Source organism: Propionivibrio sp. (genome assembly GCF_017995515.1).
Taxonomy (GTDB): Bacteria; Pseudomonadota; Gammaproteobacteria; order Burkholderiales; family Rhodocyclaceae; genus Propionivibrio.
On record NZ_JAGOIT010000045.1, the window covers coordinates 15,844 to 28,121 of the forward strand.

At 65.0% G+C, this 12,278-nt stretch carries 12 protein-coding genes and 1 pseudogene; 5 read left to right on the top strand and 8 right to left on the bottom strand.

Going from position 1 to position 12,278, the window contains the following annotated elements; genetic code table 11:
* Nucleotides 1-94 precede the first annotated feature (94 nt).
* The 4 genes from KBA32_RS09215 to KBA32_RS09230 all read right to left on the bottom strand — a co-directional run bounded on the left by KBA32_RS09215 (nt 95) and on the right by KBA32_RS09230 (nt 2,649).
* The gene (locus tag KBA32_RS09215) at nt 95-295 is read right to left on the bottom strand and encodes a DUF3079 domain-containing protein (RefSeq protein ID WP_294357842.1); all 201 of its coding nucleotides are present in this window, start codon (nt 293-295) and stop codon (nt 95-97) included.
* Nucleotides 296-365: 70 nt separating this feature from the next.
* A complete protein-coding gene (locus tag KBA32_RS09220) occupies nt 366-1,139 on the bottom strand; it encodes a YdcF family protein (protein ID WP_294357844.1) in 774 nt (257 codons plus the stop codon).
* Nucleotides 1,140-1,217: 78 nt separating this feature from the next.
* Entirely contained in the window at nt 1,218-1,571 is a 354-nt protein-coding gene (locus KBA32_RS09225) for a 2Fe-2S iron-sulfur cluster binding domain-containing protein (RefSeq protein WP_294357849.1), read from the bottom strand.
* Nucleotides 1,572-1,587: 16 nt separating this feature from the next.
* Nucleotides 1,588-2,649 (bottom strand): NADH:ubiquinone reductase (Na(+)-transporting) subunit F, encoded by a 1,062-nt coding sequence (locus KBA32_RS09230; RefSeq protein WP_294357852.1) that lies wholly within the window; start codon nt 2,647-2,649, stop codon nt 1,588-1,590.
* Here KBA32_RS09230 and KBA32_RS09235 point away from each other — a divergent pair.
* Together KBA32_RS09235 and KBA32_RS09240 are read left to right on the top strand one after the other, a co-directional pair.
* Nucleotides 2,545-3,357, top strand: a complete 813-nt coding sequence (locus KBA32_RS09235) for a sigma 54-interacting transcriptional regulator (RefSeq protein WP_294357856.1) — start codon at nt 2,545-2,547, stop codon at nt 3,355-3,357. The two genes, KBA32_RS09230 and KBA32_RS09235, sit on opposite strands and share 105 nt — an antisense overlap.
* A 560-nt stretch (nt 3,358-3,917) precedes the next feature.
* The gene (locus tag KBA32_RS09240) at nt 3,918-4,718 is read left to right on the top strand and encodes an HpcH/HpaI aldolase/citrate lyase family protein (protein WP_294357859.1); all 801 of its coding nucleotides are present in this window, start codon (nt 3,918-3,920) and stop codon (nt 4,716-4,718) included.
* A 13-nt stretch (nt 4,719-4,731) separates the two neighbouring features.
* On the opposite strand, the gene KBA32_RS09245 is transcribed toward KBA32_RS09240, so the two are convergent.
* The 4 genes from KBA32_RS09245 to KBA32_RS09260 all read right to left on the bottom strand — a co-directional run bounded on the left by KBA32_RS09245 (nt 4,732) and on the right by KBA32_RS09260 (nt 9,900).
* Complete coding sequence (locus KBA32_RS09245) at nt 4,732-5,154, bottom strand: hypothetical protein (protein ID WP_294357862.1); 423 nt, start codon at nt 5,152-5,154, stop codon at nt 4,732-4,734.
* A gap of 54 nt (nt 5,155-5,208) precedes the next feature.
* Nucleotides 5,209-6,405 carry an efflux RND transporter periplasmic adaptor subunit gene (locus KBA32_RS09250; RefSeq protein WP_294357865.1) on the bottom strand — a complete coding sequence of 399 codons (1,197 nt, stop codon included), beginning with the start codon at nt 6,403-6,405 and terminating at the stop codon, nt 5,209-5,211.
* A 46-nt stretch (nt 6,406-6,451) separates the two neighbouring features.
* Nucleotides 6,452-7,894 (bottom strand): efflux transporter outer membrane subunit, encoded by a 1,443-nt coding sequence (locus tag KBA32_RS09255; RefSeq protein WP_294357867.1) that lies wholly within the window; start codon nt 7,892-7,894, stop codon nt 6,452-6,454.
* Nucleotides 7,895-8,439: 545 nt separating this feature from the next.
* Nucleotides 8,440-9,900 (bottom strand): PLP-dependent aminotransferase family protein, encoded by a 1,461-nt coding sequence (locus KBA32_RS09260; protein WP_294357869.1) that lies wholly within the window; start codon nt 9,898-9,900, stop codon nt 8,440-8,442.
* A gap of 213 nt (nt 9,901-10,113) precedes the next feature.
* Between KBA32_RS09260 and KBA32_RS09265 the strand changes: the two genes are divergently transcribed.
* From KBA32_RS09265 to KBA32_RS17120, 3 genes and pseudogenes are all read left to right on the top strand, one after another.
* Nucleotides 10,114-10,758: a pyridoxamine 5'-phosphate oxidase family protein gene (locus KBA32_RS09265; RefSeq protein ID WP_294357871.1), complete on the top strand. Its 645-nt coding sequence runs from the start codon at nt 10,114-10,116 to the stop codon at nt 10,756-10,758.
* 566 nt (nt 10,759-11,324) lie between these two features.
* Nucleotides 11,325-11,846: pseudogene (locus KBA32_RS17115) on the top strand (DNA methyltransferase); the annotation flags it as partial.
* The gene (locus KBA32_RS17120) at nt 11,839-12,057 is read left to right on the top strand and encodes a type IIL restriction-modification enzyme MmeI (RefSeq protein WP_367113768.1); all 219 of its coding nucleotides are present in this window, start codon (nt 11,839-11,841) and stop codon (nt 12,055-12,057) included. The pseudogene KBA32_RS17115 and the gene KBA32_RS17120, both read left to right, overlap by 8 nt.
* The last annotated feature ends 221 nt before the right edge of the window (nt 12,058-12,278 follow it).

Sequence of the window (12,278 nt, forward strand, 5' to 3'; positions counted from 1 at the left end):
TGCACCCTACGGGATATCTGCGGAGACGGACGGTAGGGTGCAATAAGCAAAGCGCATTGCACCAAGTGCCCCAAAGACGCCAACCACGTCAACCTCACCGCGTCTCGCCCGCATCCTTCTCCGCAACCAAGCCCCAATCGCCGTACTCGTACCAATCCTCGCCCAGCAGTTCGGCCGGGTGCTGCGTGCGGTCCGAGCCGTTGCCGCAGCCGAGGGCGTCCTTCGAGCAGTATTTGTCGCACCCCCAGCAGATGCGCTCGGGGTGTTTCGGGTGCAGGGGAAAGGTTTTTGCCACGGTTCGAGCCTTGCGCATTGCCAATGTCCGACTATCTTACTCAACCATATGAGGCTTGGTTTGATGCAAATCAAGACGCCGGGCGAAGCAGCCGCGCGGTCTCCAGCCAAGCGATGCCCAACCATTCGTGCAGCGCGTAGTAGCTGTTGTGCAAGGCCTTGGCTTGCGGCAGCCAGTCGACCGGCGTCGGCGTCTTGTCGTTACGGCTTTTGAAGTCGGTCGGCGCCGGCAATACGTCGAAACCCGCATCTTCAAAAAGGCGTAACGCGCGCGGCATGTGGAAGGCTTGCGTGACGAGGACGATGCGGCGGATGCCGGCGGTGTGCAGGATTTGCGCCGACATGGTCGCGTTGTCGGCGGTGTCCCTGGAGCGCGTTTCGCGCCAGCGCACCGGTACGCCGAACTCCTGCTCCAGGATATCGGCGATGACGTCGGCCTCGGTGCGCTGCGCGGTGCGCGGCAGGCCGCCGCTCACCAGCACCGGAAGTTGATGCCGCCGGGCGAGCGTCGCGCCGTAACGCAGGCGGACGAGGCTGCGTTCGTTGACGGTATCGCCGCCGTATTCCTCGGCCGCGATGTTGAGACCGCTGCCGAGGATGACGATCGCTTGCGCGTCCTGCGCATCGGCGAGCACGGCGCCGGCGCGGTTTTCGAGCGTCGCCATGAGCGCACCGGATACGATCGGCAGGCACTGCGCGAGCATGAGCAAGCCGGAAAACACTGCCAGACCGAAGGACCAGCGTCGTTTGCGGAAGATGCCGGCCAACGCGAGCAGCAGCAAGGCATTGGCGGGCGGCAGCAGGAGCGTGCCGAGCAGGTTTTTGAACAGCCAGACGTCGGCCATGCGCGGAGCCTCATTGGTAAATGAGGCCCGAGTTTGGCTGGACTCACGGCGAGCGTCAATTCACCGCTATCGAAACCCTCAGAGCGACGCTCGGACCTCGGCGTGCACGACCGGCGGGGGAACGACAATCCGGCAGACGTTCTTGCTCATCTTGCCGAGCACGTGGATGCGCAGGTCGCTCGTCGGCCGGACGCGGCAGGCGAGGACGCGGTCGGCGGCTTCGTCCTCGACGCTCACGTAGTCGCGGCTCATCACCCGCTTCTGGTACGTCCCTTCGAGGATCTCGACCTTGCACACGCCGCAGCCACCGCCGCGACAGCCGACCGGAATCCCCTTTTTCCCCAGGCGCTCCATGCCGACGAGCAAGGATTCCTGCGGCGAGCAGCGGAAGCGCTCGCCGGTTTCGTCGATCACGACGTTGTAGTAAATCATGGCGCCCCCGCCTTGTTTATATGTTCCGAAACAACGGACTCTTCAGTTGTTGTGCTGCGTCCGCCGCCGAGAAGAACTTCTCCGTATAGATGTCGCGTTCAAAGAGCCGGCCTTGCATCAGGGTCGAGATGCAGGCTTCGATCATCGCCGGTGGGCCGCACAGGTAGGCCTTGTGGCCACGGAAGTCGTTGCCGAAGTGTGCTTTCGCCGCCTCGTGCACGAATCCGCGCGCGCCGGACCAGTCCGAGCCGTCGGGTTCGCTTGAGAGTGCGGGAACGTAGGTGAAGTTCGCGTGCTGTGCAACCAGTTCGCGAAACTCGTCGTCGTAATAGAGTTCGGCGCGGCTGCGCTGGCCGTAGACGAGCGTGATCGGCAGGTCGCAGCCCTCGGCCAGCAAGTCCTCGATCATCGACTTCGGGCTGGAGAGGCCCGAGCCGCCGGCCATGAAGATGAGCGGCACCTTGGCCGACTTCTTGACGAAGAAACGGCCGTACGGGCCGGAGAGCTTCAAGGTATCGCCGACCTTGAGGCTCTCGTGCAGCCACGTCGTCACCTGCCCGCCCGGCACGATGCGCACGTTCAGCTCTACCACGTCCGCCTCACCCGGCGGATTGGCCAGCGAAAACGCGCGCGACAGGCCGCCGAGCGCGGCGACTTCGAGGTTGATGTACTGGCCGGCCTGGAAACGGATCGGCCGGTCCAGCTTCAGCCAGATGCCGCGCACCGTCGGCGTCAGCGCTTCGAGACGGACCACCGTGCCGGTGTAGTCCTCGACGGGCAGGTTCTGCGCATCCGGATCCTCGTCGATCTCGGCCTCGATCACCGTGTCGGCTTCCAGCCGTGCGCAGCACGCCAGCGTCTTGCCTTCCTCGCGCTCGAAGTCCATCAGCGCGAAGGTCGAAGCCTCGCCGTGATCGACTTCGCCGTCGACGACCTGCACCTTGCACGTCGCACACAGGCCGTGGCAGCAGGCATGCGGCAGGTAGATGCCGGCGCGCAAGGCGGCGTCGAGGATCGATTGTCCGTCCTCGACCGCTATGGTCTGGCCGAGCGGCTCGATGGTCAGTTCGTAGCTCATGACGCCTCCGGATTACGAGCTGCTGCCGTCGAGGCCCTTGAGCCCCGGCGTCTGAATACGCAAGGCGAGATCGAACGGCTCGGCGACGACCACGTGCGCAAAATCAACGTCCGCCTCGTCGCGGCGACCAACGTCGACCTGCAGACGGCGGTCAGGGAAGGCCGCTTCCGTTCCGACCTCTTCTACCGGCTCAACGTCTACCCGATCCAGATACCGCCGCTGCGCGAGCGCGTCGCCGACATCCCGCCGCTCGTCGAAGCGATGCTCAGCCGCTTCTGCACACTCTACGAGAAGAAGCTGCAGGGCGTCAGCGACAAGACGATGCAGGCAATCAAGCGCTACCAGTGGCCGGGCAACGTACGCGAACTGGAGAACATGATCGAGCGCGGCGTCCTCCTGGCGCCCAACGACGGCTGGATCGAACTCGAACACCTGTTCACCCACGTTGGCGAGGCAGCGAACTGGGAGTTCCTGATTTCCGCTGCCGGCAATCTGGAAAACAAGCCCGAGCCGTGCCGCACCGGCGCCTTGCTCGAAGCCATCCTTGGCAGTGGTATATCGTTCGAAGACCTTGAAACGCGGTTGCTTGAGGAGGCGGTGCGGCGTTCAGACGGCAATCTCGCTGGTGCTGCACGCCTGCTCGGAATCACGCGGCCACAGTTGCAGTATCGGTTGAAGAAGCAGGACGGCTCGAAGGACGCGGGTTAGTTGAAATGAATCCGGGCGTGGTTGGTGGGTTACGGCTGGGTTCCGCGCCTGACGCGCGGCATTTCTTTCTTTTGTCTTGCCAAAAGAAAGTAAGCAAAGAAAATGCGCGCCCACAGCGTCGCCCGGCTGCGCCGGGGTCTCTGCGCTGCTCGTTCGCAACGGGGGGCTGCGGAACTCGGGGCTACGCCCCTCAGACAGTCCTCGCCCTTTTTCCCGTTGCGCCCTGCGCTGCTCGACGACGCAAAGGGCTGATTGAAAACCAACCGGACATCAACCGCAAACAGATTCAAACCACGTTCGAGATTCCGTTCGGTGTACCTCCCCCCTCGTGCAGCGCCGAGCAACGGAGGCGAGCCGGGGGAAGTCGGCGAGGACTGTCTGAGGGCGAAGCCCGAGTTCCGCAGCCGCCCGGCTTGCCGAGTAGCGCAGGGCAGCCGGCGAAGCCGGCCGCGTAACGCGGGGGTCGCCTTTTCTTTGGCTACTTTCTTTTGGCGACCCAAAAGAAAGTACGCCCGCGCGTCAGGCGCGGAACCCAGCGTCTCCTCAATGAAAGGCCCCCAATGAAAATCCCCACCAACCACTTCAAGCAAGGCCTGCAAGCCAACCAAACGCTCTACGGCCTCTGGCTAGGCCTGGGCGAAACCTTCAGCGCCGAGATCTGCGCCGGCGCCGATTTCGACTGGCTGCTGATCGACTCCGAACACGGCCCGAACGACCTGCGCAGCATCCTCGCACAGTTGCAGGCCATCGCGCCCTACGCCTCCCAAGCGGTCGTGCGCCCGCCCCAGGGCGATCACGTGCTGATCAAACAGCTGCTGGAAACCGGCGTGCAGACGCTGCTCATCCCGATGGTCGACACCGCCGAACAGGCCGAAGGACTGGTCAAGGCCATGCGCTATCCGCCGGCCGGCATCCGCGGCGTCGGCAGCGCGCTGGCCCGCGCCTCGCGCTGGGGCCGGATCGACGACTACGCGGCGCAGGCCGACCGCGAGATGTGCCTGCTCGTGCAGGTCGAGACGAAATGCGGGTACGAGAATCTGGAGGCGATTCTGGCCGTTGAAGGGGTTGACGGGGTTTTCTTCGGCTCAGCGGACCTGGCCGCGTCGTACGGCTATCTCGGCCAGTCGACACACCCGGAAATCGTCGCCGCCATCGAAGTCGGCCTGCGCAAGGTACGCGCGGCCGGCAAGGCCGGCGGCGTGCTGTGCAGCGACAAGGCCCTGAACGCGCGGTATATCGACGCCGGCGCACGATTCGTCGCGGTCGGCGTCGATGCGCTGCTGCTGGCGGGCGCCACGACCGAATTGTTGCGCTCTTACCGGGCAGAATCCGGCGGGGCTGGCGTCGCGTCGTCTTATTGACGCGCCGACCGGACTACTTGTCCGGCACGGCGTCGGCCGCGACCTCCTTGGCCTTGTCCACCGTCTTGCCGGCAACCTGCCTGGTTTTGTCGATGGCCTTGCTCGCGGCCTCGCCGGCCTTCGTCGCGGCCTCCTTGCCGGCTTCCTTGAGCGCCTCCCCGGTCTTGACTGCGGCCTCCTTCGTCTTGTCGACCGCTTCGCTCGCGCTCGTCCCGGCCTTGTCGACCGCCTCCTTGCCGACTTCGCGGATCGCCTCGCCCGTCTTGACAGCCGCCTCCTTGCTCGCTTTCGCGGCATCCCTGACCGCCGCGGCCGCATCCTGGGCAGCGGATTCCGCGGCGGATGGCTTGGCCTTGGGGGCTTCGAGCTTGCCGCAGGAAGCGAGCAGCGGCACGCAAACGACGAGGGCTGACAGCGTTCGGAGAATTGCATTCATGACGGAAAGCACCTTTCAGAAAAGCGGGACAGAAAACCGGGTACTCGATGCGAATCAGTTACCTTCCGCGCCACCTCCCGGCGACTCGGATTCGTGTTCATGGACGGAGGAATCGACGAGCTGACCGACTTCCAGACGGTCGACATCGGCCGCGATGACTTCGCTGCGCTCGTCGAGGCCGCTGACGATCTCGATCGCGTCGCCCTTGCTGCGCCCGGTACGCACATCGACAGCGACAAGCTTGCTATCGGCGCCGATCTTGAAGACCTTCGCGTCCTTGTCGCCGCGGACGACCGCGCTTGACGGGACGTAAAGCGCCTTGCGCTTGCTCATGCCGATACTGCCTGAGACATTGAGACCGGCCTTCAGGTTCGTCCCGGTCGGCAGGTCGACATAGACGAGGCCGTTGCCGGTTGTCACGTCGATGGTCGGCGACAGGCGGCGCACGCGCCCTTTGACTTCCGAGCCGAGCGGACTGTTGACGATCACTTCCTGGCCGATCGCCAGCTTGAGCAGCGTTTCGCCCTTGACCTCGGCGCGCCACTCCAGCCGACCCTGGCGGATCAGGCGGAACAATTCGTTGCCAGCCTGGACGATCGCGCCTTCCGACACCGAGATCGCCGAAATCACGCCGTCGTCCGGCGCGACGATGGTCGCGAACTTCAGGCGCAGCTTCTGCCGCTTGACCTGCGCGCGCGCCGCATTGACGCGGGCTTCGGCGGTATTCTTCTGCGTCTCGTAGAGCGTCAGCTCCTGCCGGCTGAGGCCGCCCGACGGCGCCAGCCGATTGGCCCGGTCGAGCGTGGCGACAGCCTGCGCGAGCGTCCCCTCGGCTTCCATGAGCTGCGCGTTGGCGGCGTCGAGGTCGGTCTCGACGGTCGCCGTATCGAGTCGCGCGAGTACCTGGCCCTTGGTCACCGTATCGCCGACGCTGATCAGGACGTCCGCCAGACGCAGACCGCCGACCTCGCTGCCGATGAGCGTCTCCTGCCACGGCATGATGCTGCCGCTGGCCTCGATCTGGTCAGGCCAGAGCGCCGTCTTCGCCTTGACCAGCGTCACCGGCGTTGCCGGGGCGACGGGCGGGGCCGGAAGCGTCGTCGCGATCTGTTCGGCAACCGGCGCCTCCTTGACGGCCGCAGCGTCGGGCGCCGAGGCCTCGGCGTACGAGAAGTTCGCCGCGCCGAGCGCCAGCACGGCATGCAGGACGAAGGAGCGGATGCGGAAAGCGCGTTTCGTTCGATGAGGCATTCTGGATAGGTACGGCATGGATGACCTTTGCTGCGAAATGGGAGGGCTACTCGGCGGGCGCCGTCCGCGGACTTCCGGTCGCGATCGCCTCGGGCTCGTACAGCGCCGCGCCGCCGGTCGCGCGGTTGAGCGCGACCCAGGCCTGCAGGCGTTCCTGCATCACGTTGAGCAGCGTCTGCTGCGCATCGAGCATCGAGCGGCGGGCGTCCTCGAGTTCAAGGAGGTTGCTCGCGCCTTCACTGTAGCGGATTTCGACCGTCTTGAAGAACTGCTGGTACTGGTTGGCCGAGACGCGGGCGTTTTCCGCCCGCTCGTGCGCGGCGGCGTAACGCGTGAGCGCGTCCTCGACTTCCTGAATCGCGCTTCTCGCCTTGGCCTTGAATTCGGCAAGTGCCTCGTCGTAGCGCGCCTTGGCGACGTCCACGGCCGCCTTGCGCCGCCCGCCGTCGAAGATCGGCAAGCTGAGCGACGGGCCGAACGACCACGTGCCGAAGGACAGCGCGCCGCTGCCCGTCCCCTCAACCTCGTAGCCGAGGGAGCCGTTCAACGTGAGGCGAGGATAACGATCAGCCTCGGCCAGCCCGATATCGGCCGACGCGGCGGCGACCTTGCGCTCGGCGGCGCGGATGTCCGGACGCTGCGTGAGCGACTGCGCCGGGATGGCGACGCCGAAGTGCCGCGGCACCGGCAGGCGGTCGAGGCCCGTCGGTTTGCCGGCCAGCTGCATCGTCAGCTCCGTACGCGGAATGCCGGCGAGGCGCGTCAGCAGGTTCTCCTGGCGCGCGCAATAGGCGCGCGTCGACGCCAGCTGCGTCTTGGCCTCGGCCACCGACGCCTTGCTGCGGATGGCCTGGTAAGGCGCCGTGAAACCCTCGGTGACGCTGGCGGCGGTCAGCTTCTCGGTCGCTTCACGCGAGACCACGTCCTGCTCGCTGAGCGCGACGTTCGACTGGCACGCACGGAAACTCAGGTAGGCGTCGGTGATGTCGGCGGCGAGGCTCACGCGCACGTCGGCGAGCGTCGCCTGCTGCGCGGCGGCACGCGCGGCCGCGCCTTCGTTGCCACGGCGCACGGCGCCGAAGAGGTCGATTTCCCAAGAGGCGTTGGTCGATAGCCAGGAGTCGGTCGACGGCTTGCCGCTCGAATCGCTCGCCGCGTGTTCGCTCGTCGCCTTGCCATCGACCGAAGGCATCCCGGCGGCACGCGTTTCCGCAAAAGCGGCGCGCGCCTGTCTGACCCGCGCCACCGCCGCCTCCAGCGTCGGAGACGTGCGGAAACCCTCGCTCACCATCCGGTCAAGCAAGGGATCGTCGAGTTCGTTCCACCAGGGAGAAGCAGGCGACGCGTTCGCGCCCTTGTCGCGACCGGCGACGTCGGCGTTCGACGTCCACTGCCCGGGAATCCCCGCGTCCGACAATTTTGGCGGCACATAATCCGGGCCGACGGCCGCGCATCCGGCGAGCAGCGCGATGAGGCACAAGCCTAGCATCGACCGTGCGGGCCAACGCATACGGCACAATTGCATTCCTTTTTTCCTTCTATCGGGGACGTTTGAAACGAAGACGTGAAATCAGACCCGCAAGGATGCGACCTTGCACGCGCGAGATCAAGCGTAGTTTTGCAACAGCGTGTGTCAGAGAAGATAAGCCGCCCCTTACCCGTCCGGCCCGCGCCGATTCGCTCGGTTCAGGCCAACGAAGGATTGCCAGCCAAAGTTGAGCGGCCGCAAGCGCTTGCCCGAAGCCTTCCAGCCACCGCTGTTGTCCTCTCAGCGTGTCTGGAGGCCCATTTCGCTCTTGGTCCCGGATATTCCCAAGCTGGAATCAACCTGAAAAACTCGGTTCATCACCGCAAAGATCGCGAAGGAAACAACAGGTGGGTCGTATTGGCCATTCACCCTGTGGGTGGCGATGGAAGATAGGTGCTGTTCGCGTAGCGCTTTGATTTTCTTTGCGAACCTTCGCGATCTTTGCGGTAAAGAACCGGGTTTTTCAGGATGACTCGCCGGTCTCTGGAACCGACGGACAGACGAATTCAGGTGTTTGCGATACCCGCAGCCAGCCGCCTGACCAACCCTGCGATCTGCGCCGACTCGGCCATGCCGTAGCCGAGCACGAGTCCGTTGCCCGCCGTCCCTGTGTCTTGGCTGGCGTAGTAGTCGCTCAACGCGCGGACGACGACGCCTTGCGCCAGCGCCGCTTCGACAAGACGGGTATCGGGCACGCCGTCCGGCAGGCGCAGCACGAGGTGCAGGCCGGCGTAGCCACCGAGGATTGCGCAGCCTTGGCCGAAATGTGCGCGCAGTTCGGCGCGCAACACGGCCTGCCGTTCGCGATAGATCGGCGCCATGCGGCGGGCGTGGCGCGTGAGTTGGCCGCTGTCGAGGAAGCGCGCCAGCGCTCGCTGTTCGACGGCCTGCCCACCCCGGTAGAGGTTGTGGATGGCTTCGCCGATGTCCGCAACGGCCCAGCGAGGGACGACCAGATAGGCGATGCGCAGGCCGGGATAGAGCAGCTTGCTGAAGGTACCGACGTAGACGACCGGCGCGTCCGGGCGCAGGCCCTGGATGGCGGGCAGCGGGCGAGATCCAGGCCGCGCGTGGTTGAAGTCGCTGTCGTAGTCGTCCTCGATCAGCCAGCCGCCGCCGGCTTCGACGAGATTGAGCAAGTGCAGCCGCCGTTCGAGGCTGAGCACGCTGCCCAGCGGGTACTGGTGCGAAGGCGTGACGTAGACGAGGCGTGGCGGCGCCGCACGCCAGAGCGCGTCGTCCGGCACCAGGCCGTCCTCGTCAACACGCACCGCAACCGCCTGCAGCCCGGCCGCCAGCATGGCGTTGCGCCCGGCGGTGTAGCACGGGTCTTCGAGCCAGACGGTATCGCCGTTGTCGGCAAGCAGGCGGGCGCAGGCGTCGAGCGCTGCCTGGCCGCCGGGGAAGATGAACACCTGATCGGCCGTGCAGGCGACGCCGCGCCGTGCCGAGAGGAAAGTCGCCACCGCGCGGCGCAGCTCGGGCGCGCCGCCCGGTTCGGCATAGGCGACCTGGCGCGCACTGACTTCGCTCCACGTGCGCTGCAGCACGCGCGACCACGCCTGCCAAGGGAAGGCGTTGAGGTCGGGCACGCCGGGGGCGAAGGGCAGGAAGGACTCGCCGCGCACCGCCGGTGGCAGGTGTCGGGCGCGCCGCGACAGCGTCGCCGTCGGTCGCACGGGAGTCGGTGCCCGCGGCTCACGCGTCAGCGGTAGCGCGGCGACGCGCGTTCCGCCGCGATCGGCTTCGAAAAATCCCTCGGCCAGCAGCTGCTGGTAGGCGAAGAGCACGCAGTTTCGCGCCATGCGCTGATCCGCCGCCAGTTGGCGAGTGCCGGGCAAGCGCGTCCCCGGCGGCAGGCGCCCGTCCAGAATGGCCGACTTGAGCAGGCGATAAAGGCGGACCTGCCGGTGATCGGCGGCGCTATCGGTAGCGTCAAGTGATTGCAGAACCAGTTGCAAGGGCATCAAGCCATCTCCGTGTGTCTTTATTTGGGAGTCCGATTCATCGGGCGATTGCCGCGGCTCTGCGAAGAAACGCCGTTATCGCGCAGCAAGCTGCGCCCCGCGGGAAGTACCCTTGGGGTGCGCTCCTACTGGTTCCATGGAACATAAAATCTCTGGCCCCATGAATAGTGCCACAGCTCAACTATGCTGGCGCTTCACTTACAGGAGACTTCCATGCCGACCCCGCCGCCCAGCCCACGCACCGAACTCCGCCGCAAGTCCGACCGCGCCGACTACGGCCGTGCGACGATCGACGCCATCGTCGACCAAGCGCTGATCTGCAACATCGCCTTCAATCACGGCGGCTGCGTGCATTGCCTGCCGACCAGCTGCTGGCGCGTCGGCGACCACCTCTACATCCACGGCGCCAACAACTCGCGCATGGCGGCCGCGCTGCTCGCCGGCGAGTGCTCGGTGTGCATCGCGCACCTCGACGGCCTGGTGCTGGCGCGCTCGGCCTTCCACCACTCGATGAACTACCGCTCGGTCGTCATCTACGGACGCTTCGAGGAAGTCGTTGATCCGGAATGCAAACTCGCCGCGTTCAACGCCTTCGTCGACTTCGTCAGCCCAGGTCGCTCGGCGCGGGTGCGGGAACCCTCCGCAGCCGAAATCTCGGGAACGAAGCTCTTGCGCATCCCGCTGCACGAGGCCGCGGCCAAGATGCGCAGCGGTGGCGTGATCGACGCCGACGACGACATGGCGATCCCGGTCTGGGCCGGTGTGATTCCACTGACACTACAGAGCGGAATACCTGAACGCGATTCAGTCTGCCGGAGCGAGGATTCGCCACACCTGCCCACCTTTCTGGAGCGCTGAAGCAACGTGTCGGGAAATTGCTTGAATCGCAGATCCGCCACAGAGACACGGAGATTTCACACTGTGTATTTCTCGCATGAACCGGCGCCGGCGAAGCGAATTCAACCTAAAAGACTCGGTTCTTCACCGCAAAGGCGCAAAGATCGCGAAGGTTCGCGAAGAAAATCAAAGCGCTACGCGAACAGCACCTGTCTTCCATCTTGACCCGCAGGGCGAATGGTCAATACGACCCACCTGTTGTTTCCTTTGCGATCTTTGCGCCTTCGCGCCTTTGCGGTGAGGTTTTCAGGTTCAAGCTTTGTCGAGCACTATCGATAGAATGGTCTTCAGACAAATCCAATACCCGCCTGCCCGTCTTCGATGGCCCGATGCGGGAAGCGCTGCTCGCCTGTAGCGACGACATCGACTGGAGCCAGATTTCCCCGGCCATTTTCGGCGCAATGTTCCAGAGCGTGCTTGAAGATTCCGATGCCAACACCAACAGCAAACGCAAAGCCAGCCGGCGCGAGCTGGGCGCGCACTTCACCAGCGAGCGGAACATCCTGCGCGCCATCAACCCGCTGTTCATGGATGGCCTGCGCGCCGAGTTCGAAGCCGCCAGGAACAAGCGCGATCGCCAGAAAAGCCTGACCGCCCTCTACGACAAGCTGCCCACGATCAGGATTTTCGATCCGGCCTGCGGGTGTGGCAATTTCCTCGTGGTGGCCTACCGGGAACTGCGCGAACTGGAGCACGAAGTCATCGCCGCCATCTGGGGCGAGAACGGCCCGGAACTGCTCGAAATTTCCACCCGCATCCGCGTCAATGTCGGGCAGTTCTACGGGATCGAAATCGACGAAGCCGCCGCGCACATTGCCCGCGTCGCGCTGTACATCACCGACGAGCAGATGAACCACGCGGCCGAGCAGCGTTTTGGCGTCAGCCGCCCCACCGTGCCGATTGCCGCAACGCCGCATATCCGTTGTGGCAATGCGCTGCAAACGGATTGGTCAGAGGTCTTGCCTGCCGAGCAGTGCGGTTACATCGTAGGGAATCCGCCATTCATTGGCGCCAAGATGATGAGCGATGCGCAACGCGAGGATGCCACCAAAGCTGTTCAAGGCCCACCCGGTTTTGGACAAGGCCGTCGATGCCGCCTACGGCTACAAGGACACGAAGGACGATGCGCCGCGCGTCGCTTTCCTGTTTGCGCGCTATCAGGAACTGACCGGCACGGCGCCGCAGGTCGAGCCATCGGCCGAAACCGAGAACGGCGCAGAAACCCCCAAACCCAAACGCCAGCCGCGCAAAAAGGCATAAGCCGCCGACCGCGCCTACGCGCACCACCCAGAGTCAGCCACAACAAAATACATGGGGAGCAACGTCATTCCGGCGCAGGCCGGGATCCAGAGGTGCACCACTGGATCCCGGGTCAAGCCCGGGATGACGGATTCTGAACGGTCCATGTGATTCATCATGACTTACCAATAGGAGCGGTTCAGCCAGCGCTGCACGGAAAGCAGGCCGGTCACGCTTCGTGG